Genomic DNA, 20,989 nt, shown 5'->3' on the forward strand with positions numbered 1-20,989 from the left:
AACCTCTTATCCTTTTACTGTTCGGCAGACCGCCAGCCCAGCCCCTTTCGCTCCGTTCGATCCATCCACGCCACCACGACGACGTGTGGTAGCGTCAACACGGCGATGAAGACCAGATACAGCGCCGCCAGTGTCTCGGGAGCGGTGTCTACCCCGGCGACGACGCCGACGCCGACGAGCAAGACGACAGACACGGCGGTCAGCGGAACGGCGTCTCGGCCCGTCCGTCGGAGCGCCGCGACCGGGCCACCCGTCGCGAGCGCGCTCCGTGCCCCTTCGTCCACCCCGACCAGCCGGACGATGTGCCGAAGCGAGTGCCAGACACAGAAGTACACCCCGACGGCGACGAGCGGTGGGACGAGCAAGAAGTACGCCCACAGGAGTCCCGTCTCGGCGGCGTCGCGGCGCCACCCCGCGTCGTCGCTCCGATAGCCCGCCAAGAGCGTCCCTACGGTCAGGGCCGCGAACCCGACTCCGAGTCCAAGACGCACGTCGGGCGCGGTCAGCCACGCCGCATCGAGGCCGCGGCCGAACAGCGCCACCCACGCGTCGATCACCGCGCGGTAGCGCTCGGGGTAGCGAAGCAGGGGAACTAGCATCGGCAGGCCACCCCGGACGAGCAACGTTCCCGCGCGCACGCCCGCGCTCTCTAGATGATCTCCCCCCAGCACGTCGAGCGCGTAGAGGTCACCCTGGCCCCAGTGGAACCACGTCAGGCCGACGAAGAGCGCGGCCGACGCGGCCGGCGCGACGACCCACAGCACGGTGTAGGCACCCCCGAGCAGGAGGTAGCCGAGACCAACCGCCGCCATCGACCGGACGGTCGGCGCCTGCCCCGCGGCCCGCGCCGGCGCTAGGTGGTCTACGGCACCGTGTGGCAACCCGAACAGCAGGAGGCTCGCGGCCAGCGGGAGATAGCGCACGACCGGTGGTAGCGACGCCTCCACGCCGACTGCCGACGCGAGACCGACCCCGAGGGTTAGGACTCCGACGACGACCCAGGCGGGCCAACAGCCCACGGTGCGCATGAACGCCGCCAGATCCGGGGTCGACACCGACTGCGATTCCCTCACGTCTCACCTCGTGTCGATGCCAGTCGCCGTCTCGTTTGCGTACCGGTCACGTACCCACCGGTAGAGCACCAGTCCTTGGACGACAAAGCAGTTCGTCACGAGGAAAAATAGCGCCTCCTCGACGGGAAGTCCCGCGAGTGTGCGGCCGGTCGTGTACTGCGCAGAGAGCACCCAGATCCCGTATTCGATGGCGACCCGGTCGGCCACGCAGAGATACGCCGCCGGCACGAGGACACCGAGCGCGACGAGTCGCCGCCGCGCCCACAGCTGTGGCGCGCCAACGGCCCACTGGAGTGCCAACACCGGTGCCGCCCACACGAGAATCGCCCCAAGGTAAAACGTCGCCGGCGTCCCGAGCGCCGCCCAGCCACCGACACCGATCACAGCCGCGAGCGCGAGGCCTACGAGTCGTGGCCGACGGGTACCCACGCCTGCCGGCCACGCCGGGAGCGACAGATGTGAGAGCCACAGCGCCGTTAGCCACGGCTGGACGACGATGAACAGGTACTCCTCGACGGGTGCGTGGCCGAGCGTTGCGAGCGTACTGCCCGGCGCGTACGACCAGACGCCCCTCGCGATGAGGTAGTTGTCCCACGGCGTCGTGTACACGAGCGCGGCGACGGTGATGACCGCGACGCCGGACCAGTAGTCGCGGCCACGGAGCGGGCGGACGGCGGTTGCCCGCCATCCCGCGAACGTCGTCGCGACCAGCAGGCTCATCGCCGGCAGCAGAAAGGCGAGGTGGAACTGCAGGTAGGTGGGTCCGGTCATCGATGGGTGCGTTTCGCGCCTGCCGCCGAACAGGTCGGCGGGAGTTGGCCCGGTCCGCGTATCGCTTCGGGAGTCCCGTCGTCGGCAAGCGCCCTCCGTCGGAGACACACGCCGTTCGGGGCGGCGCCGAAGTCCGGTGATGGCGGTTAGTCCGCCGTCGCCTCTTCTTCGACGCTCTCGTCGCCGCCGTAGTACTTCTCGATGAGTTCCTCGTCGATCCGGTTGAGCTCCGCCTCGGGGAGCGTCGAGAGGAGGTCCCAGCCGATGTCGAGCGTCTCGCCGATGTCGCGGTTCGTGTTGAACCCTTGGTCGACGAAGCCGCTCTCGAACTCGTCGGCGAAGTCGAGATACTTGTTGTCACGGTCCGACAGCGCCTCGCGACCGACGATGTTCACCAGGTCGCGCAGGTCTTCACCCTCCGCGTACGCGGCGTACATCTGGTCGGAGACGTCGGCGTGGTCCTCGCGGGTGAGGCCCTCGCCGATCCCGTCGTCCATCAGGCGCGAGAGCGAGGGGAGCACGTTCACCGGGGGCTGGACGCCCTGACTGTTGAGGTCACGGTCGACGTAGATCTGCCCCTCGGTGATGTAGCCCGTCAGGTCGGGGATCGGGTGTGTGTCGTCGTCACCCGGCATCGTGAGGATCGGGATCTGCGTGACCGACCCTTCACGGCCCTGGATCCGACCGGCTCGTTCGTAGAGTTGGGCCAGGTCGGTGTACATGTATCCGGGGTAGCCACGGCGTCCCGGGACCTCCTCGCGGGCGGCACCGATCTCGCGGAGCGCCTCGCAGTAGTTGGTCATGTCCGTCAGGATCACCAGCACGTGGTAATCCTTGTCGAAGGCGAGGTACTCGGCGGTCGTCAGGGCCATTCGCGGCGTGACCGTCCGCTCGACAGCGGGGTCGTCCGCGAGGTTCATGAAGACCACGGACCGTTCGAGCGCGCCGGTGCGCTCGAAGTCGTCCATGAACTCGTTTGCCTCCTCGGCGGTGATCCCCATCGCGCCGAAGATGACGGCAAACTCGGAGTCGTCGCCGCCCTCCTCTTCCTCGGGGACACTGGCCTGGCGGGCAATCTGAAGCGCGAGTTCGTTGTGGGGCAGCCCCGATCCGGAGAAGATGGGGAGCTTCTGGCCCCGAACGAGGGTGTTCATCCCGTCGATGGCGGAGACACCGGTCTGGATGAACTCCTCCGGGTACTCCCGGGCGTATGGGTTGATCGCCGCGCCGACGATGTCGCGGCGCTCGTCGGGTTCGATTGGCGGCCCACCGTCGATGGGTTCGCCCGACCCGGACAGCACGCGACCGAGCAGGTTCTCGGTCAGCTTCATCTTCAGCGTCTCGCCCTGGAAGCGGACGAACGCGTTCTTGTCGATGCCGGACGTGCCCTCGAACACCTGGATAGCGACGAGTCCGTCCTCCGATTCGAGCACCTGGCCGCGCCGGATTTCGCCGTCCTCGGTCTCGATTTCGACCATCTCGTCGTAGCCGATGGGTTTGTCGACCTCGGCGAACACCAGCGGGCCACTGATCTCGGTGATCGTCTTGTACTCTTTCATGTTAGTACAGCTCCCGGAGCTGTGCCGCGATGTCGTCTTTCAGTTCGTCCATGTATGCCTCGTAGTCCTCTTGGACGCCGATGCGGTTGATCCGCGGCAGGGCGTCGATGTCCGTAATCTCCTCGACGGGGACGCCCGCTTCGAGGGCGTCGAACGCCTCGTCGTTGAACGTCTTGATCGTCGTGAGGATCAGGTAGGTCTTGTCTGGCTCGCAGTACGTGTCCACGTCGTGGAACGCGTTCTGCTGGAGCCACGCTTCGCGGAGGTACCGTGCTACCTCGAGGGTGAGTTGCTGGTCCTCCGGCAGGGCGTCCTTGCCGACGAGTTGGACAATCTCTTGGAGTTCGCCCTCCTCGTCGAGGGTGTCGACCGCCCACTGGCGGACCTCCGCCCAGTCGTCGGCGACGTTCTCCTCGAACCACGGGTCGAGCTGTTCCCGGTAGAGGGAGTACGACTCGTTCCAGTTGATCGAGGGGAAGTGCCGGCGCTCGGCCAGGTCGGCGTCGAGCGCCCAGAAGCACTTCACGATCCGCAGGGTGTTCTGGGTCACCGGCTCGGAGAAGTCCCCGCCCGGCGGCGAAACGGCGCCGACGACGGAGATGGAGCCTTCGGTGCCGTTGATGTTGTCGAAGTACCCCGCCCGCTCGTAGAACTGGGAGAGTCGCGCGGCGAGGTACGCAGGGTAGCCCTCCTCGCCGGGCATCTCCTCTAGGCGCGAACTGATCTCGCGCATGGCCTCTGCCCACCGCGAGGTGGAGTCGGCCATCAGCGCCACGTCGTAGCCCATGTCGCGGTAATACTCCGCGATGGTGATGCCCGTGTACACGCAGGACTCGCGGGCCGCGACCGGCATGTTCGACGTGTTGGCGATGAGTGTCGTCCGGGCCATCAGCGGGTTCCCGGTCTGGGGGTCGGGCAGTTCCGGGAAGTCCTCGATGACCTCCGTCATCTCGTTCCCGCGCTCGCCACAGCCGATGTAGACGACGATGTCCGCGTCGGACCACTTCGCCAACTGCTGTTGGGTGACGGTCTTCCCGGAGCCGAACGGACCGGGAATCGCCGCCGTCCCGCCCTTGGCGATGGGGAACAGGCCGTCCTGCACCCGCTGGCCGGTCAGGAGCGGCTCCGTCGGCGTCTTCTTGTCGCCGGCGGGGCGCGCCTCGCGCACCGGCCACTCCTGTCGCATCCGGATCTCCTCGCCGCTGTCGAGTTCGACGACCGTCTCCTCGACGGTGAACTCGCCGGCCTCGATGGCGACGACCTCGCCGCCCTCGGAGTTCGGCGGGACGAGCACCTTGTGCTCGATGGTCACCGTCTCCGGCACCGTGCCGACCACGTCACCGGCTTCGACCGTGTCGCCTTCCTCGACCTCGGGGGTGAACTCCCACTCCTTTTCGAGGTCGATCCCGGGCGCGTCGACCCCGCGGTCGAGGAACGCGCTGTTCATCTTCTCTTGGAGTACGTCGAGGGGACGCTGAACGCCGTCGTAGATGGTGTCCAGCACTCCCGGTCCGAGGTCGACGGTCAGCGGGTCGCCCGTGTTCTCGACGGGTTCGCCCGGACCGACGCCGGAGGTCTCTTCGTACACCTGGATGGTCGTGATATCGCCTTCGATCTCGATGACCTCGCCCATCAGCCCTTCGTCGCCCACGTAGACGACGTCGTTCATTCGGGCGTCGAGATCGACGGCGGTCACGACCGGACCACTCACGCTGTCGATGATGCCGTCCTCTCGGACGGTCGTGTCTGCCTGACTCATGTTAGTCTTCCTCCATCAGATCGATACCGATGGCTCGCTTGATCTGCTCGCGCAGGCCGCCGCTGCCGGCGCCGCCACCCAGGGTGACGAGCACCGGTTCGATGCTGCCCTCGACCGCCTCTCGGGCGCTCCGAGAGAGATGCGCCATGTCGTCGTCGTGCATCACGACGATGCCGACGTCGTCGTCCTCCAGCGTCCGCATGACGGCCTCGTCGAGCGCGTCGTCCTTTTCATCCTCCGGTACGTTCTCGAACTTCCGTACGCCCGCGAGTCGAAAGCCCGTGGTGAAATCGGGGCTCCCGATGACGGCAATTTCCTGGCTCATAGGATCACCAGTTCCTCTTCGATCTCCTCCTCGGACAGTCCGGCCTCGCGGCCGCGGGCGATGGCGCGGATGTTGTCGACCTCGCGCTCCTTGGCGAGGATGTAGGAGACGATTGGCGCCACCGACAGCGGGTGGATGAAGCCGAGCCGATCCGAGTATTCGAGCAACGCGACGTCGAGCGCCCGCTCGAACGAGATCAGACTGTCGGCCGCCTCGAACTCGTCGAGCGCGCTGTCGAGGTCGTCGCCGTACGTGCTATCACGAATGACCGCGACGAGTTCCTCGACGTTCCCGCCAATGGCGCTCAACTGACTCGCGCCGAACAGCTGCCCCCCCTCGATGTAATACTCCGAGGGGTCGATGTCGGCCCCGCTTCGGGCCAGACGCAGCGCGTTCCGCGCGTTGCGGAAGTCGATCTCCGCTTCGAGGAACTCGCGGTAGGTCTGATTGGCCTCGCCGCCGGGCAGATCCGACAGGAGCTGTTCGTAGAAGACGCGGTCGACCGCGTTCTCCAACGGCACGAGGACGCCGGTCTCCTCGTACTCCTCCAGCGCCGCGCGGAGCGGGTCCGCGAACGTGGTGCGGTCGAGCAGGTCGATGACCTCCTCGATGGAGCCTGCGTCCAGCAGGCGGTCGAGCAGGCGGTCGTCCATCTCGCCCGCCCGGATGAGGTCCGTCTCGACGTCCGCGCTATCGGCCTCGGAGTAGATCCCGCGAAGCACCGTCTTGACGTTCCACGCGTCGAACTTCCGCAGGTACCGAGCGATCAGGTCGTACAGCCGACCGTCCGCCCAGTCCAGCAGATCGTTGAAGTGCTTCGCCAGGTTCCGGTTGAGCGCGTACTCGATGAGATCAACCCCCGAGTGTCGCGCTCCGAGCGCGTTGATCTCGCGCTCGTACTCCGATTCCTCCATGAAGCGGGCGATCTCCGCCGGCCCCATCCGAATCAGTTTCCGGTAGTCCTCGTCGTTGAACAGCACCGACCGCCGCGACCGAACGCGGGTGGTGACGTACTCCGGATTCGAACTGCCGGGGCTCGTGCTCATCGCTCGAACAGTCGGTTGCTCAGTTCCTTCAAGTTGTCCTCCCAGACCGTCTCGAGCAGCGAGTCGAAGGTGTTGTTCACGCGGACCCGCGACTCCTCGCTCTCGACGACGACGCCACCGAGACAGTCGTAGGTCCCGGCGACACCGAAGCCGTCGTAGTCCTCGAGCAGGTCTTCGAGCAGCGCTTCGTCGTCGGCGCGACCGTACACCGACACCGACTCGCCCTCGCCGAACTCCTCGGCGGCCGCGTCGAGCAGCGACGCGGTGAGCGACCGGCGGCGCTCGCCTTCGAGGTCGGCGAGGGTCTCTTCGACTGCCGTCCGCACGTCTTCGAGTGCGTCACGCCGGGCCTCCAGCCGGGCCTGCTTGGCCTCGAGCTTCGCGCTGGAGACGGCCTGTTCGCGTTGCTGGGTGATCTCCCGCTCGACCGCGGCCTCGCGTTCCTCGCGGATCTCCTCGGCGTCGGCCTCGGCATCCTCGACGATTTCGCTCGCCCGCGTTTCGCCCTCCTCACGGATCTCCTCCGCACGCGCGCGGGCCTCGTCTCGGATGTCCTCGGCGACTGTGTCCAAACTCATAGTGGAGAGAACTGGGGAGAGTTAGCTTGCCGCGCTGAACATCGCCTCGAAGAACTCGGCGGTGTCCCACGGAATCCCCGTCGTGAGGAACAGGGTAACCAGCGCCAGGATCACCAGTGTCTCCGGCAGGACCGTGAGGATCAGCCCACGGACGAACATGTCGTCGTCCTCGGCGACGGCGCCGACGGCGGCCGCACCGATACCTCGCTCCGCGTAGCCCGCGCCGAGCGCCGCCAGCCCGACCGCCAGCGCGGCGGCGGCCTGTGCGGGGATCAGCGGGAACGACGTGGCGTTGTTCTGCAGTACGACCGTCGCGAGTTGTGAAGTAGCTTCGAGCATTGGGGTCACTTCGGGTTTCCGAACAGGCACACGTCCGTATAGACTGGGCATAAAACTTCCCAAAAAAGACGGGCACTGTGGGCGTTGGAACCGCTGATTTCGGCCGAATCCATGAGACTCGTTCACAGCGCTCGCGCCCGTCGAGACGCAGCCACCGCTGGCGAGGCGAACGAAACGCGGCGAACGGAAGGGTGGCCGTCAGTCGTCGGTCGTGTACTGCCGGTCGTAGCCGAGCGGCTCGTACTCGCGGCCACCGCCCTCGTAGAACTTCCCGAAGAACTCGACGTACTCGAGACGCACCGCCTGCAGGCCGGCGCTCGTGACCCCGAGGGCGAGCACGAGCAAGTGACCGACCAGCAGGACGACGATGCCGAGGACCAGCATTCCCGGTCCCATGTTCATGAGCCCCTCGAACATCACCGTGCCGTGTCCGTGGGCCTCTCCCGAGTACATGAAGTGATACGCCCCGTCGCTGCTGGCGTAGGCTCCGAAAAAGAGGAGGTTGACCGTGAAGGCCATCCCCGCCTTCGCGAGCAACACCGCAGCGATCCGGGTGTACGACAGCGCGTTGACGAACACGTTGAGGAACTCGATGGCCTCGACGGGTTCGCCGACGATCAGCAACACGAGGCCGACGGCGAAGAGCACGCCGGCGACAATCCCGACCGTCGGGCCGATACCGAGGCCGCCCTCCAGTCCGACGATCTGCCACACGGAGTACAGCAGTTCCGGCTTGGAGGCCCGGGCGTGCTCGGAGAACACCCACACCCACAGGCCGTTGAGCATCAGCAGCCACGACCCGCTTTCGAGCACCGCGTGCTTCAGGTCGTGCAGTTGCGAGTTCTCGACGAAGTCGAACAGCCACCCGATGTTGAGGTGGAGGACGCCGACGAGGACGCTGATCACGAGCCACGCCTGCGCCCAGAGCAGGTAGGTCGGCTGGAGTCCCTTATGAAGCGGCGCGTGCCCGCCCCAGACGTACGTCGAGACCAGGTGTGTCCCGAAGAGTTCGCCGTAGAGGATGCCGAACAGTACCGTGAAGGCGCCGGCGAAGATGGTCACGCCGCCCATGCTCTGGAAGGCGTCGCTGTCGAAGTTGGTGAGGAGGTAGTAGCCGATCAGCGTGTAGACGACCCCGTAGCCGACGTCGCCGATCATGAACCCGAAGAAGGCCGGGAAGGTCAGAAAGAGCACGACCGTCGGGTCGAACTCGCTGTACCGCGGGCGGCTCACCGCTTGGGTGAGCACCTCGAAGGGCCGGACCGCTCCGGGGTTGTTCTGGACGACCGGCGGGTCGTCGTCGGCCATCACGACGCCGCCACCGTCGGCTCGCACCTCGTCGCCGCCGTCGGCGGTCGCCGCTCCCTCGGCGCCGTCGGAAACCTCCTCGCGAACCGCCTCCTCGCCGTGGGCGTCGAAGGTCGCCCGCTGGAGTTCCTCGACCTCGGCGTGATCCCCGACGGCCTCGGTGATCGCCGCGGCGAAGTCGGTGTACTCGTCGGTCGGAATCCACCCCTCGGCGACGAAGGCGTTGTCCGTCGTCGCAAAGGAGAGCGGGGCCTCTCGCTTCTGAACGTCGATTGAGAGTTTCTCCTCGGCGGCCAACAGGAAGCCCGCGGCGTCGAGTTTCACCTCTTCGAGTTCGTTCTCGGCGGTTCGGAGCTTCGATTCGAGTTGCTGTCGTCGATGTTCGAGCTCCGAGACGTACTCCTCGGGGGAGCCCTCGGCGTCCGGCACTTCGAGTGCGGTGAAGTCGACGCCGACCATGGCGTCCGTGATCACGTCGTCGTCGTCGGCCTCGGTCGGCCGGGCGAAGACGGCGATCACGCCGTTCTCCTCGAACACCTCGACGTCCGAGATGCCGTCCGCGTCGACCATCGCACGCTCGACCTCGTCGACGTTCCCCTCACCGACCGCCACGTCGAGCGTGTCGTAGCCGGCAAGCAGATCCAGGTCGATCCCCAGCGCCGCGAACGGTTCGACAGACGCGAGTCGGTCCTCGACCGTGCTGAGTTCGCTCCGAACCTCGTCGCGCTGGTCCTCGAGGTTGTTGACGCGCTCTCGAATCTCCTCGAGTTCCTCTTCGAGGGCGTCGTCGGTGACGATCCGTGTCGGGCCGGCGTCGGTGTCGTCCACGTCGAGGATGCTCTCGATGGAGCGGACGGTCACCAGCTTCTCGGAGGCCGCTTCGGCGCCGTCAATCGGGTTTCCCGGTTCGAACCCCTCCCAGGTCCCGTCGTACTCGGTGACGTGAAGCAGGTTACGGTCGTGGACCGCCTCGACGACATCGTCCATGACCGCCTTTGCCCCCGTCACCGACACTTTGCTCATCCGCTCAGGTCTGAGCATGCACCGCCTCCTCGAACTGTGCGATGGCGAACTCGACCGCCTCGTCCATGCGCTCCTCGGCCTGCGCGATGAGTTCCTCCCGGGTCGCCTCCCCGTCCTGCCGGATCTCCTCGGCTTCCGCCTCGATTTCGGCGGTCGCCTCTTCGAGACGCCGTTCGGCCATCTCGTCGGCCTCCCGTTCGGCCTCGGCGCGGATCTCGTCGGCCCGCTCCCGCGCCTCGGCGATCCGTTCCTCCCGGTCCGCCTCGGCCTCCTCGACGATCTCTTCGGCCTCGGACTCGGCCGCCTTGATCCGTTCGAGAACCTCTGGTCTCGGCATACTACTGATCCTTTGAACCTTGCAGCATCGGATATAAGGTGTTTGCGGAACGGGCCGGGTCCGGAACCCCCCCTCGCGACTCGGTACGCCGCCGATGGAGGCGTGCCCCGGCTCACGCCGACGTGTCCGCGATCTGTTAGCTAGACAGTTCGATAACCGCCAGTTTGAGGTCTTCCCGCAGGATCCAGATGGCACCGCCGACACCGGAGATCCACAGCCATCTGAAAAACAGCGCGGCGACGGACTGGTAGATTCCGTAGACGATCAGTGCGACCGCAATCAGCTTGAACACCCGCGATAGGGTCCGCTGGAGCCGCTTGTCCCCGTCGTAACAGGACTGACAGACCACCCGAGCGTTGTTCCGACGGGTCACGATGCTGAACCCCGAGAAGTCGAACCCACCGCTGATCCCGCGGAATCGAAGCGTCCCGAGCAGGGCAATCCCGGTCAAGAGGAACGCCGGCTTGAGCCCCAAACGTAGATACAGCGGCTTGCCGGCTACCGACGCCAGTGCGAGCCAGATTCCTCGGGGGAGCGCGTCGAGGAGCACCAGCGAGCCTGCAATCAACAGCAGCCCGACGATGAGCCGACGGACGCCGCCGGCGCCGTAGTCATCGAGTGTCACGTCGGTCACCCGGTTCGAACAGTCGCCACAGAGTGGGTCGCCACACTCGCCACAGACCTGTCCCGCCCCCCGGTCGCCGTGGTTCCGACAGGAGAGGGTGGATCCGCTGGCCATCACATCTCACCCCCGAAGGCTTCCTCGATTGTCGAGAGGAACCGCGAGTTGAGCTCCGCGTCCGCCGAGCGTGCGTCGATATCGAGGGTCGCCCGACCGGCGTCGTCGAGACCCCCTTTGGTCCGACGGACGAGGCGGTCCTCTGTCTCGTCGAACGTCGACACCTGCGCCTCCTCGCTCATCGCGGTGTACCGTCCGGTGATCTCCATGCCCGCGTACACGACCCCTTCGTCGCCGTATTCGCGTCGCACGTCGAGTTCTCCGGCGTCTTCGCCGCTCACATCGTAGACGCCCTCGCGTCCCTCGACCGGCGTTCCGTCGCCGGGCGGCGACCGTTCGGTGATGTTGATCCCGTTCCGGTCACAGACCTTCACGAGTTCGTTGAACAGTGCAACCGGGGTCGTCTGCATGGTGATCCGAGAACTGGATACCTCCTTCGACTCGCCACGGAGTGCCGACGGATCGATCTCCACCTCGGCGGTGATCGTCGTCTTCTCCGAAACCGTCGGCGTCGACTCCTGCCACTGCTGGGTCGACTCGCCGCTCTCGTCGAACAGTTCGGCGACTGTGACGCCGGACAGCGTGCGCCCGCCAAGTGTCGCCTGCAGTCGGGCGTCCAATCGGTCCACCTCCAGCAACTCGGAAATCGGACCGATGATCGCGTACCGCGCCGTATCACCGGGCTGAACGGTACGCGATCCCCACTTCACCTGCCGGCTCTGTGGATCGTACGACGACCCGTGTTCCGGGTCGAACTGGATCTGCGGAAACGTCCGTGACAGCCCGACCTGCAACCCCTCGACCCGAAGCGGCGCGGAGTCGGCTCCCGACTCCGTCCGGTGTTCGATATCGAGCACCAACGCCGCCTGCCCTTCGTACTGTTGTCGTCCCCGAAGGTCGTCGCGCTGTCCGTCCTCCTCGTTGCGAAGCACACGCAAGATCCGCTTGGCGTCACGGTAGAGTTCGGCACGTACGATGATCGGCAACTGGTCGTTCGGCAGCCCCGAGATATCGTAGCGCTCGGTCGCGACCCGAGCCGTGTCGTCCGCCATCGACTCCCGTGCCTCTGCAGCGTCCCAATCGAGATCGACCCCGACCACGCCGTCCTCGGGAATGCCATCCACGTCGATTGCCTTCATGACGTAGTCGTCTTGGAACGCGTCCTCGTCCTGTTCGAGCGGTGGTTCGCGCGCCACGCCGACATACAGCGTCGTCCCCGGATACGCCGACTCGGACTCCCCGCTTACGCCGCCCGTCAGCACACCTAGGGGATGGGCGGGCGGATACTCCCGGTCCCTGATCACTTGGTCGTCTGCTCGGTTGAACACGCGGATCTCCCCGTCCGTCGAGTGCTCGGACTGATAGGCCTCGTCAGTGATCGTGAGATCGAACGAGAGCCGTTCGAGTAACCGCACTTCGGAGACAGTCCGATGTACCTCCGCCTGATACATGCAATCGATGATCCATCCGCTGATAATTATGTTTTTTGACGGTGTCCCCGACGAAATACGCCGACAGCACCGAAAATCACCGATATCCTCAATCTGTCATATAGATAACTATATCAGCTGCCTTCGAGTTACAGATCACGGTGAGATCGGTCGCCCCACAACTCGCGATTCCGGCTGTTTCCCGCCCGGTTCGGATTCGACGGCCCGTCGCGGCTGGTCACTCCGTCAGCGGCATGAGGACGCCGAAAACCAGCGGCGACAGCAAGAACAGACACACGCCGAGCACCTCGGCGTCGAACAGCAGCGTCGCCTCCCATCCCGGAATCCCGAAGCCCATCGCGTGGGCTGCGAGTTCACCGAGCGCGCCGACCGCAAACAGCGCGAGGCCGAGCAGCGTCCCCCGTTTCGTCAGCGTTCCGTAGTCTAAGTCGCCGTACCGTCCGGTCATACGCTCTGGTCGGTCACAGCCGGCAAGAAGGTTCCGTTCCGCGACCGAAAGATCCACTACGGGTGATCCTCCATCGGTAGGTATGAACGCGACCCTGCTTGAACTGCTCCCGCAACTGTTCGAACTGCTGGCCTTCGGCCTCGGAAGCCTCGGCCTGTCGGCCGCTGGCCTCTACTTCGAGCAATTTGCCCTCGCCACCGCCGAGAGCGGACAGGTCAAACTCGGGGCGTGGCTCGGGTTCATGGGTCTCATGGCGTTTTACTTCGCCTACCTCATGGGGACCGACAAGTTCCGGCCGAAACTGGCGGCATTCCGGCAGCGCACCGCCGAGTAAGACGACCGTCCCAGACCCACCGTTTACTCGCTCGCAAAAGCTGGAGCAAAACTTACGCCAACGGTGTCCGCTCAACGACCGTCCCAGTCCCACCGTTTACTCGCTCGTTCGACTCGCTCGCAAACGCTGGAGCAAAACTTACGCCAACGGCGTCCGCTCAACGACCGTCCCGTCGACGGTCGGATACTGCTCGACGATTTCGCCCTCGCCGACGTCGCCCTCGTCGACCATCTCCTCTAGCAGCCACCACGCCAGTTCGACGTGGTCGGATTTGACGGTGTAGAACTCCTCGGGGATGCCCAGTTCCGAGAGGCGTTCCTCGGTCACCCACGTCTTGCCGTAGACGAGGGTACCGTCGTCGGTCACCTCGTCGAACTCCCGGCGGATGCTCCGGGCCATTCGCTTCAGGCGGCGACGGTGCTGGGCGGCGTCCTTGAACACCGAGGTACAGAAGTAGACGCGGTCGTGGTCGCCCATCACCTCCAGAATCTCCTCTTTGGGCGACTCGACGGCGCTCATGTGGCCCTCGCGGAGGTCGTAGCCAGCCTCCTGCATCCGCCGGTAGTTCCCGTCGGACATCTCGAACTCGTTGATGTTGCAGAAGTCCGCGGCGCCCTCGTCCAGAAATTCGAGGAACTCGGGTTCCGCACGGATCCCCGGAATCTCGAACGCCGGGGTGAGTCCCTCCTCGCGGGCGATATGGAGGATCTCTTCCCACTCGGTGCCGTGGAGGTCGCCCCACAGGTCCAGCGGCGGGTGAAAGCGAATCTCGTCGAGACCCGCCTCGGAGAGGCGGCGCATGTTCTCCCGCCCGCCGGTGATCCCGGTGTAGAGATGGGTGTGGTGGTCCTCACCGAACTCGTCTTTCAGCAAGGAGAGATAGTGGCAGGTGCGGTCCAGCGCCTCCTGTGGCTCGCCGCCGGTGATCGACGTGCCCAGCGCGTCCATCCGGTGGGCCTCGGTCAGCACGTCCGCGTCGGATTCGACCTGCCGCTCGTTGGCGTAGACCGTGTCGACGTTCTTGCGATTCTCACCTAGCGGACAGTAAAAGCAGTCGCGCTGATCGCAGTAGCCGTAGACGAACAGCACCATCTTCCCGCCCTTGGCACACTGTTCACAGCCCTTCGAGATCATTCGTTGTCGACAAGTCGCCCCCGACGCGGGAAAACCCGTCGGTCCGGCGTCGGGAGTCGAACCGACGGTTTACTTTCCCTGCCACCGTACCGGCGGCCATGCCGTACGATCCCGACAGCACAGCGGTGGTCGTCGTCGACATGCAGAACGGCTTCTGTCACCCCGACGGGAGCCTCTACGCGCCGGCGAGTGAGGCGGTCGTGGACACGGTGGCGTCGCTGGTCGAGGGTGCCCACGAGGCCGGCGCTCGCGTCGTCTACACGCGCGATGTCCACCCGCCGGAACAGTTCGACGGGACCCACTACTACGACGAGTTCGACCGCTGGGGCGAACACGTCCTCGAAGGCTCTTGGGAGGCTTGCCTCGTCGACGCACTCGACGTACACGCTGCCGATCATGTCGTCGAGAAACACACCTACGACGCGTTCCACGAGACGGAACTCGACGGCTGGCTCTCGGCGCGTGGAATCGACGACCTACTCATCTGTGGCACCCTCGCCAACGTCTGTGTCCTCTACACCGCCGGGAGCGCGGGCCTACGGGACTACCGGCCGGTCCTCGTCACCGACGCCATCGGGTACCTCGACGAGACCGACCACGAGTACGCCGTCGACCACGCCGACTGGCTGTTCGGCGAGACCACGACCGCTGACGCCGTCGAGTTTCTCCCAACCTGCTGACCCGATGGCAATAGTTATTATCTGAGCGTCGATGAGTTAATACATGACGGTGGTCAGCGTCTCGATGCCCGAGGAACTGGTAGAGCGGATCGACGCCTTCGCGGACGAACACGGCTACACCGGGCGGAGCGAGGTCGTTCGCGACGCCTCCCGGTCGCTCCTCGGTGAGTTCGAGGACAAGCGACTGGAGAACCGCGACCTCATGGCCGTCGTGACAGTCATCTTCGACTACGAGACCACGAACGTCGAGGAGCGGATGATGGGACTCCGACACGACTACGAGGGACTCGTCGCCGCCAACTTCCACAGCCACGTCGGCTCCCACCACTGCATGGAGCTGTTCGTCCTCGAAGGGCGTCTGGAGGCCATCTCTACTTTCGTCGGCAAGATCCGGGCGACCCAGGACACCCTCAGCGTCGACTACTCCGTGATGCCAGTCGACGAGTTCGGCCCCGTGGCATCCCCGGAGTGACGAGGGTCGGCGATCAGTTCGACGGTATCACGCCGACCCCGCCCCCGACTCGACGACGATGGCACCCTTCGCGCCGATGGAGCGGTGTGGCCCACAGTCGTAGCGGTAGGTTCCCGGCTCCTCGAAGGTGTGCTCGAACTGGACGCCCGGTTCCGTGTACACCTCGGTTTCGATGTCTGCGTCCTCGAAGCGGATCTGGTGGGGACCGCCCGTCCACACCCAGCGGACGGTCGTTCCGGTCGAGACGCGGGCCGCCGGCGGGGAGAACGTAAACTCGCTTTCCCCCTCGGCGGAGCCAACCGTGACGATGGGTGACTGGAAGTCCCGCCAGTCGACGACCGTCCCGTCGTAGATGTTCACGCCCGCCAACCACTCGTCGACGGCCGGATAGTCGCTCGACGGGGGGTCCGCGACGACGACGGCACCCCGCATGCCCGCGTCACGCGTCGGCTCCGAGACGTAGCGATAGGTGCCCTGTGTCTCGAATCGGTGACTGAACGTCGTCCCGTGAGACCCGACGGGACTGCCGCTATCGAACGTCCCGTCGACGGCGACGACGTTCGCGGGGTCGCCGTGGCCGCTCCACTCCCACGTGACGGTCGTGCCGGGAACGACACGAACCGCGGCGGGACCGAACGCGTCGTGGCCGTTGCCCACCCCGCGGCCGTCGCCCACCGTCACCGTCGGATCGGCGTCGGGGGCGTACCGCTCGACTGCCCCCTCGTAGCCGTTCGCGTCGGCTAGCCAATCGTCGAGACAGCCACAGTTCTGCTCGTGTTCGTGACCGCCGTCTTCGGTCGTCTGCCCTCGCGCCGTACAGCCGGCCATCGCGCCGGTTCCGAGGAGGGCGGTGATCACGAACTCGCGCCGGGACCAATCGGACGGATCGTGCATAGCTAGTACACCTCCCGCCACGCTTCACACGGGGGCGTAAAGTACCCCGGGGCGCGTTCCCGGATTCTCGAAGCGGGTCGGCCCCGCCCGATCCATTTTGTTCCTCCGGGTCCATCTCTCGCGTGTGACCGACCTCCGCTACCTCCCCGACGCCGACGGTGTCACGACGTTCGAGGCGACTGTAACCGAGGTGACCGACGACTACGTCGTCCTCGACGGGACGTACTTCTACCCGGGCGGCGGCGGCCAGCCCCCGGATCAGGGCGACCTGTCGTGGGACGGCGGGCGGGCGGCCGTCGTCGACGCCGAGAAAAACCACGGCGACGTACGCCACAACGTCGCCGACGTCGAGGGGACGCTCCCCGACCCGGGCACAACCGTCACCGGCCGGATCGATGCCGACCGGCGTGACCGACTCCGGCGGACCCACACCGCCCAACACGTCGTCTCGCGGGTCGTCCTCGACGAGTACGGGGCGGCGACGGTCGGCAACCGCGTCTCGGTCGACGGCGCCCGAATCGACTTCGAACCCGCCGACTTCGACGACGACGATTTGGCGACAATCGAACGTCTCACCAACCAGACTATCGAGCGGGACCTCCCCGTCGAGAAGACCGAGCGCCCGCGTGCGGCCGTCGAGGACGCGGTGCCCGAGGGGCGGACACAACTCGACTTGATTCCCGAGAGCGTCGACCCCCTCCGGGTCGTCGCCATCGACGACTTCGACCTGTGTCCCTGTGGCGGCACCCACGTCGACCAACTGGGCGAGGTGGGGACCGTCCGACTCACGAACCGCGTCTCGAAGGGGGCAGACGTCGAGCGGATCGAGTACGTCCTCGACCCGTAGGGGCCACGTATTTCGGGTCGGGGATCGTACCACCGGTATGCTCAGAGCGGTGCTGCACGCGTTCGGCTACGCGGTCGCACACGTCCTCTTTCTCGGTGCCGACACCCCAACGACCGTCGCCCGTCGCCTCCGACTGGCCTACCGCCTCGTCGGCGTCGACATCGTCGAGACGCCGGAAGTCGACGACGTACAACGAACGATCTTTCTCTGTCCCTACCGATCCCTCGGCGCGTCGTGGGTCGGGGAAAAGTGGCTCTGTCACGACGTCCTCGACCGCGTCGACGACGGCTACGTGACCTACCTCCGGCGCCACCGGGACATCGACTACCAGCGCCCCCGCGGCTGTGCCGACCTGGCGTACTGCGACGAGTCGGCGTACTGTTACTCGGAGGTGTCCGAGCGCGGGTAGATGGGCCGTGACCTCCGGGACCGGATCGCCGACCAGTTCTCCGGCCGCGGCGAACGGGCCGACATCTGGCGCGGATTCGACCGCCTGTTCGACACCGACGCCTTCCTCAACCTCGGCTACTCCCCGTGGTATCTCCCCCACGCCGTCGGGTCGAGTCAGTCGCGCCTCGCCGATCAACTCGGCGCCCGACTCACCGCCGCACTCCCGGCGACCGACGGCGTCCGCCTCCTCGACCTCGGCTGTGGGCGCGGTGGCCCCGCCGCCCGCCTCGCCAAGCGGTTCGGCTTCGACGTGGTCGGCGTCGACCTCGTCCCCTACAACGCCCGCCAGGCGACCGACACGGCCCAGTCGGCCGGCGTCGACGCGACGTTCGTCGTCGGCGACGCGACCCGACTCCCGCTTGCCACCGACGCGGTCCCCGCCTGCGTCGCGGCCGACGCGGTCGTCTACGTCCCCGACACCGCCGCCGTCTTCGCCGAACTGCGGCGCGTTCTCGAACCCGGGGGCGTCCTCGTCTGCTCCGATCTCGTGACGCGAGCCGACGACGCCGACGCCCGCCGCACGGTCGATGCCTTCGCCGACGCGTGGGACATGCCGCCGTTGCTTGCCGCCGACGAGTACGAACGTGTCGTCACAGCACACCTCGACGTCCACCGATTCGAGGACATCACGGCACACAGCGTCGGCCGATTTCGGACGTGGACCGCGCTGTACCTGCGACTGGTGGCCCTACTCGGCGGGCGTCCGCTCGCCGCTGCCCTCCGGCGCCTGGGTCTCGACCCGACGGCCGTCACCGAGCGGATCCGCCGGGCCCACGACGCCCTCCCGCATCTCCGGCACGTCGTGGTCGTCGCGCGGCGAGGCGCGGATCGATGAACCCAACACTGACCGCCGTCTACGCTCCGTCGATGGACATCCGGTTTCTGGGCGGCGCTCACGAGGTCGGTCGGAGCGCCATCCTCGTGAACGACGCCCTCCTTCTCGATTTCGGGATGCTGACGGGCAACCCGCCGCGGTTCCCGGTCGAGACACCGGAGCCCGATGCGGTCGTCGTCAGCCACGGACACCTCGACCACGTGGGTGCGATTCCGTCGTTGCTCTCCGGCGACAATCGACCGCCGATTCACTGGACGCCACCGACGTACGAACTCGCACTCACGCTCGCGCGTGACACGCTGAAGCTCCACGGCGGCACGTACCACTGTCCGTTCACGGAGAACGACGTCAAGCGCGTCACGGAAACCTCGCAAACACACGGCTACCGGGAGACGTTCGCGGCGGCGGGCCACGAGGTCACGTTTCACAACGCCGGCCACATTCCCGGCAGCGCCCACGTCACCGTCGACGACGGCGACACCCGCCTGCTCTACACCGGCGACTTCCACACCGACGACCAACGACTCGTCTCGGGGACGACCGCACGACCCGACGCGGACGTCGTCGTCTGTGAGAGCACCTACGCCGACGTCGACCACGACGACCGGGCGGCCGTCGAAAAGCAGTTCGCACAGAGCGTCAAGACGACGCTCTGGGAGGGCGGAACGGTCGTCATTCCGGCCTTTGCCATCGGGCGCACCCAGGAGATGATGCTCGTCTGTGCGGCGCACGACATCCCGTGTTACGTCGACGGCATGGGCAAGCAAGTCACCGAGATGCTCCGACAGTATCCCGCGTTCGTCCGGGACGCCGACGCGTTTCGGCGTGCGGCGTCGCACGCTCGATTCGTCACCGGCCGCGACGGACAGCGCAAGCGCATCACCGACCAGAGCGCCGCGATCATCACCACCAGCGGCATGCTGTCCGGTGGCCCCGCGATGACCTATATCCCCGCAATTCGGTCGAACCCGGTGAACAAGGTCACGATGACCGGCTATCAGGTCGAGGGAACTCCCGGGCGAAACCTCGTCGAGTCGGGGCGTGCCGAAATCGACGGCCGCGTCATGCCCGTGAGTGCACAGGTCGAACAGTACGACTTTTCGGCACACGCGGACCGGCGTGGCCTCCGTGCGTTTCTCGATTCGTACCACGACACACCGATCCTGATCAACCACGGTGACCGCTGTGAGACGTTCGCCGCCGAACTCGCCGACGATGGTGCCGACGCGACGGCGCCCGCCGTCGGCGACGAACTCTCCGTCTGAGCGTCGGGACGGGCCGGTGTCGGCTCGTGGCCGTTGTTTTCACTCCGCTGTAATTGCTGTGTGGTTTAACATGCATCATCTTTCCATAGGGGGATATGACCCAGTCGGGAACATCGAACGGCGGTGGCGGCGGGACGTTGCGCCGGAACTTCCTGAAACTCGTCGGCGGTGCCGCGGCCGGATCGGTCATGACACGGTACAGTTCGGACGTCGCCGCGGCGCTGGATCGGGCGACCAACGGCTCGAAGGAGGTCGTCTGGCTCCAGGGACAGACCTGTTCTGCGTGTACGATGTCGACGCTTCAGGGCACGTCACCGAGTCTCGAGGAGGCAATCACGGAGTTCAAACTGGATGTCACCTACCACCCGGAGTTGATGGCGGAGACGGGCCAGGCGGCAATCGATGCGATGAGCGACTCGCCGGACATCCTGATGATCGAAGGCGCCATCCCGACCAAGATTCCCTCCGCGGCGACGTTCGGACGGGACGAACGTGGTCGGCGCAAACCCATCGTCGACTGGGTGAAAGAACTCGCCCCCGAGGCGGAGTACGTGATGGGTATCGGCACGTGTGCCTGTTACGGCGGGTGGCAATCCGCCGAAAACGGTGCGCCGGCCGTCATGGACGACCCGGAGGACGGACCGTGGATGGACCCCAACGTCACCGGGGCCAAGGGCGTCCAGTTCACCCATCAAGAGGGCGACCAGGGCGTTCTCGGCCCCGACTTCACCTCGAACGCGGGGCTGCCGGTCATCAACGTCCCGGGGTGTATGACCCACCCCGACTACGTGCTGTTGACGGTGGCGACGCTGCTGAACGGACACACGCCCGAGTTAGACGAGTACAACCGGCCGGAGGCGTTCTACGGCCCGCTGGTTCACGATCAGTGTTCGCGCCGGGGCTACTTCGACCGCGGCGAGTTCGTCGACCACGTCGGCGAGGACTCTGAAAAGTGTCTCTACACCGTCGGCTGCAAGGGACCGTACTGCCACTGTGACGACTCGGTTCGGCTCTGGAACGACGGGACGAGCGTCTGTCGGAACGTCGGCGCGCCGTGTATCGGCTGTATGGAACCGGGATTCTGGGACAACATGACGCCGTTCTACGAACCCATCGAGCAGCAGGGTCTCGCGATGACCGACATCGAGACGGCGGGGCTCACGGCCGTCGGGGCCACCGTCGCCGGCATCGGCGCCCACGCCGTCCGCAAGGCGACGGGCTACGGCGACACCGACGACGCCGCGGCCGAGGGCGACCCCGGGGCCGACACCCACGACTGTGACTGTGACGACTGTGACTGCCGGAGCACGGAGGACTGACCG

Annotated in this window: 23 protein-coding genes; 8 read left to right on the top strand and 15 right to left on the bottom strand. The window is 66.2% G+C overall.

The features are described 5' to 3' along the window. Positions 1–14: 14 nt before the first annotated feature. From NO878_RS11090 to NO878_RS11150, 13 genes are all read right to left on the bottom strand, one after another. On the bottom strand, positions 15–1,073 hold the full coding sequence (locus NO878_RS11090; RefSeq protein WP_256406059.1) for a Brp/Blh family beta-carotene 15,15'-dioxygenase: 1,059 nt from the start codon (positions 1,071–1,073) through the stop codon (positions 15–17). A gap of 3 nt (positions 1,074–1,076) precedes the next feature. Then, positions 1,077–1,844: a lycopene cyclase domain-containing protein gene (locus tag NO878_RS11095; RefSeq protein ID WP_256406060.1), complete on the bottom strand. Its 768-nt coding sequence runs from the start codon at positions 1,842–1,844 to the stop codon at positions 1,077–1,079. Between the two features lie 146 nt (positions 1,845–1,990). Next, complete coding sequence (locus NO878_RS11100) at positions 1,991–3,403, bottom strand: ATP synthase subunit B (RefSeq protein ID WP_256406061.1); 1,413 nt, start codon at positions 3,401–3,403, stop codon at positions 1,991–1,993. Position 3,404: 1 nt separating this feature from the next. Continuing rightward, positions 3,405–5,162 (bottom strand): ATP synthase subunit A, encoded by a 1,758-nt coding sequence (locus NO878_RS11105; protein WP_256406062.1) that lies wholly within the window; start codon positions 5,160–5,162, stop codon positions 3,405–3,407. A 1-nt stretch (position 5,163) separates the two neighbouring features. Continuing rightward, entirely contained in the window at positions 5,164–5,487 is a 324-nt protein-coding gene (locus tag NO878_RS11110) for a V-type ATP synthase subunit F (RefSeq protein ID WP_256406063.1), read from the bottom strand. After that, complete coding sequence (locus tag NO878_RS11115) at positions 5,484–6,533, bottom strand: V-type ATP synthase subunit C (protein ID WP_256406064.1); 1,050 nt, start codon at positions 6,531–6,533, stop codon at positions 5,484–5,486. Before NO878_RS11115 ends, NO878_RS11110 begins: the two co-directional genes overlap by 4 nt. Continuing rightward, entirely contained in the window at positions 6,530–7,111 is a 582-nt protein-coding gene (locus tag NO878_RS11120) for a V-type ATP synthase subunit E (protein ID WP_256406065.1), read from the bottom strand. Before NO878_RS11120 ends, NO878_RS11115 begins: the two co-directional genes overlap by 4 nt. A gap of 21 nt (positions 7,112–7,132) precedes the next feature. Further along, positions 7,133–7,450 (bottom strand): F0F1 ATP synthase subunit C, encoded by a 318-nt coding sequence (locus tag NO878_RS11125; protein ID WP_256406427.1) that lies wholly within the window; start codon positions 7,448–7,450, stop codon positions 7,133–7,135. Positions 7,451–7,648: 198 nt separating this feature from the next. Continuing rightward, a complete protein-coding gene (locus NO878_RS11130; protein WP_256406066.1) occupies positions 7,649–9,799 on the bottom strand; it encodes a V-type ATP synthase subunit I in 2,151 nt (716 codons plus the stop codon). Further along, positions 9,786–10,118 carry an ATP synthase archaeal subunit H gene (gene ahaH, locus NO878_RS11135; protein WP_256406067.1) on the bottom strand — a complete coding sequence of 111 codons (333 nt, stop codon included), beginning with the start codon at positions 10,116–10,118 and terminating at the stop codon, positions 9,786–9,788. The genes NO878_RS11130 and ahaH overlap by 14 nt, the downstream gene beginning before the upstream one ends. Positions 10,119–10,254: 136 nt before the next feature. Beyond that, on the bottom strand, positions 10,255–10,857 hold the full coding sequence (locus NO878_RS11140; RefSeq protein WP_256406068.1) for a hypothetical protein: 603 nt from the start codon (positions 10,855–10,857) through the stop codon (positions 10,255–10,257). Further along, positions 10,857–12,308, bottom strand: coding sequence for a hypothetical protein (locus tag NO878_RS11145; protein WP_256406069.1), 1,452 nt, complete (start codon positions 12,306–12,308; stop codon positions 10,857–10,859). Before NO878_RS11145 ends, NO878_RS11140 begins: the two co-directional genes overlap by 1 nt. Before the next feature lie 217 nt (positions 12,309–12,525). Continuing rightward, positions 12,526–12,756, bottom strand: a complete 231-nt coding sequence (locus NO878_RS11150) for a DUF7860 family protein (protein ID WP_256406070.1) — start codon at positions 12,754–12,756, stop codon at positions 12,526–12,528. A gap of 82 nt (positions 12,757–12,838) precedes the next feature. Here NO878_RS11150 and NO878_RS11155 point away from each other — a divergent pair, with 82 nt between their 5' ends. Next, on the top strand, positions 12,839–13,090 hold the full coding sequence (locus NO878_RS11155; RefSeq protein ID WP_256406071.1) for a DUF8151 family protein: 252 nt from the start codon (positions 12,839–12,841) through the stop codon (positions 13,088–13,090). Positions 13,091–13,228: 138 nt separating this feature from the next. On the opposite strand, the gene NO878_RS11160 is transcribed toward NO878_RS11155, so the two are convergent. After that, the gene (locus tag NO878_RS11160) at positions 13,229–14,224 is read right to left on the bottom strand and encodes a radical SAM protein (RefSeq protein WP_256406072.1); all 996 of its coding nucleotides are present in this window, start codon (positions 14,222–14,224) and stop codon (positions 13,229–13,231) included. A 98-nt stretch (positions 14,225–14,322) separates the two neighbouring features. On the opposite strand from NO878_RS11160, the gene NO878_RS11165 reads away from it, so the two are divergent. Both NO878_RS11165 and NO878_RS11170 read left to right on the top strand, forming a co-directional pair. Then, entirely contained in the window at positions 14,323–14,904 is a 582-nt protein-coding gene (locus NO878_RS11165) for a cysteine hydrolase family protein (protein ID WP_256406073.1), read from the top strand. Between the two features lie 43 nt (positions 14,905–14,947). Continuing rightward, a complete protein-coding gene (locus tag NO878_RS11170) occupies positions 14,948–15,376 on the top strand; it encodes a CopG family ribbon-helix-helix protein (RefSeq protein WP_256406074.1) in 429 nt (142 codons plus the stop codon). 27 nt (positions 15,377–15,403) lie between these two features. On the opposite strand, the gene NO878_RS11175 is transcribed toward NO878_RS11170, so the two are convergent. Further along, entirely contained in the window at positions 15,404–16,270 is an 867-nt protein-coding gene (locus NO878_RS11175) for a halocyanin domain-containing protein (RefSeq protein WP_256406075.1), read from the bottom strand. A gap of 124 nt (positions 16,271–16,394) precedes the next feature. Here NO878_RS11175 and NO878_RS11180 point away from each other — a divergent pair, with 124 nt between their 5' ends. The 5 genes from NO878_RS11180 to NO878_RS11200 all read left to right on the top strand — a co-directional run bounded on the left by NO878_RS11180 (position 16,395) and on the right by NO878_RS11200 (position 20,986). Further along, a complete protein-coding gene (locus tag NO878_RS11180; RefSeq protein ID WP_256406076.1) occupies positions 16,395–17,117 on the top strand; it encodes an alanyl-tRNA editing protein in 723 nt (240 codons plus the stop codon). A gap of 37 nt (positions 17,118–17,154) precedes the next feature. After that, complete coding sequence (locus NO878_RS11185; protein ID WP_379823147.1) at positions 17,155–17,526, top strand: hypothetical protein; 372 nt, start codon at positions 17,155–17,157, stop codon at positions 17,524–17,526. Further along, positions 17,527–18,402, top strand: a complete 876-nt coding sequence (locus NO878_RS11190; RefSeq protein WP_256406077.1) for a class I SAM-dependent methyltransferase — start codon at positions 17,527–17,529, stop codon at positions 18,400–18,402. It begins immediately after the preceding gene. Positions 18,403–18,434: 32 nt separating this feature from the next. Then, on the top strand, positions 18,435–19,667 hold the full coding sequence (locus NO878_RS11195; protein WP_256406428.1) for an MBL fold metallo-hydrolase: 1,233 nt from the start codon (positions 18,435–18,437) through the stop codon (positions 19,665–19,667). Positions 19,668–19,762: 95 nt separating this feature from the next. Then, positions 19,763–20,986: a hydrogenase small subunit gene (locus NO878_RS11200; protein ID WP_256406078.1), complete on the top strand. Its 1,224-nt coding sequence runs from the start codon at positions 19,763–19,765 to the stop codon at positions 20,984–20,986. The last annotated feature ends 3 nt before the right edge of the window (positions 20,987–20,989 follow it).

The sequence above is a fragment of the Haloplanus ruber genome, assembly GCF_024494725.1.
In the GTDB taxonomy this organism is placed as follows: Archaea; Halobacteriota; Halobacteria; order Halobacteriales; family Haloferacaceae; genus Haloplanus; species Haloplanus ruber.

Coding starts and splice junctions, on each gene's coding strand:
- NO878_RS11095 (WP_256406060.1), bottom strand. CDS start 1,844: ATGACCGGACCCACCTACCTGCAGTTCCACCTCGCCTTTCTGCTGCCG.
- NO878_RS11100 (WP_256406061.1), bottom strand. CDS start 3,403: ATGAAAGAGTACAAGACGATCACCGAGATCAGTGGCCCGCTGGTGTTC.
- NO878_RS11105 (WP_256406062.1), bottom strand. CDS start 5,162: ATGAGTCAGGCAGACACGACCGTCCGAGAGGACGGCATCATCGACAGC.
- NO878_RS11110 (WP_256406063.1), bottom strand. CDS start 5,487: ATGAGCCAGGAAATTGCCGTCATCGGGAGCCCCGATTTCACCACGGGC.
- NO878_RS11115 (WP_256406064.1), bottom strand. CDS start 6,533: ATGAGCACGAGCCCCGGCAGTTCGAATCCGGAGTACGTCACCACCCGC.
- NO878_RS11120 (WP_256406065.1), bottom strand. CDS start 7,111: ATGAGTTTGGACACAGTCGCCGAGGACATCCGAGACGAGGCCCGCGCG.
- NO878_RS11125 (WP_256406427.1), bottom strand. CDS start 7,450: ATGCTCGAAGCTACTTCACAACTCGCGACGGTCGTACTGCAGAACAAC.
- NO878_RS11130 (WP_256406066.1), bottom strand. CDS start 9,799: ATGCTCAGACCTGAGCGGATGAGCAAAGTGTCGGTGACGGGGGCAAAG.
- ahaH (WP_256406067.1), bottom strand. CDS start 10,118: ATGCCGAGACCAGAGGTTCTCGAACGGATCAAGGCGGCCGAGTCCGAG.
- NO878_RS11140 (WP_256406068.1), bottom strand. CDS start 10,857: ATGGCCAGCGGATCCACCCTCTCCTGTCGGAACCACGGCGACCGGGGG.
- NO878_RS11145 (WP_256406069.1), bottom strand. CDS start 12,308: ATGTATCAGGCGGAGGTACATCGGACTGTCTCCGAAGTGCGGTTACTC.
- NO878_RS11150 (WP_256406070.1), bottom strand. CDS start 12,756: ATGACCGGACGGTACGGCGACTTAGACTACGGAACGCTGACGAAACGG.
- NO878_RS11155 (WP_256406071.1), top strand. CDS start 12,839: ATGAACGCGACCCTGCTTGAACTGCTCCCGCAACTGTTCGAACTGCTG.
- NO878_RS11160 (WP_256406072.1), bottom strand. CDS start 14,224: ATGATCTCGAAGGGCTGTGAACAGTGTGCCAAGGGCGGGAAGATGGTG.
- NO878_RS11165 (WP_256406073.1), top strand. CDS start 14,323: ATGCCGTACGATCCCGACAGCACAGCGGTGGTCGTCGTCGACATGCAG.
- NO878_RS11170 (WP_256406074.1), top strand. CDS start 14,948: ATGACGGTGGTCAGCGTCTCGATGCCCGAGGAACTGGTAGAGCGGATC.
- NO878_RS11175 (WP_256406075.1), bottom strand. CDS start 16,270: ATGCACGATCCGTCCGATTGGTCCCGGCGCGAGTTCGTGATCACCGCC.
- NO878_RS11185 (WP_379823147.1), top strand. CDS start 17,155: ATGCTCAGAGCGGTGCTGCACGCGTTCGGCTACGCGGTCGCACACGTC.
- NO878_RS11190 (WP_256406077.1), top strand. CDS start 17,527: ATGGGCCGTGACCTCCGGGACCGGATCGCCGACCAGTTCTCCGGCCGC.
- NO878_RS11195 (WP_256406428.1), top strand. CDS start 18,435: ATGGACATCCGGTTTCTGGGCGGCGCTCACGAGGTCGGTCGGAGCGCC.
- NO878_RS11200 (WP_256406078.1), top strand. CDS start 19,763: ATGACCCAGTCGGGAACATCGAACGGCGGTGGCGGCGGGACGTTGCGC.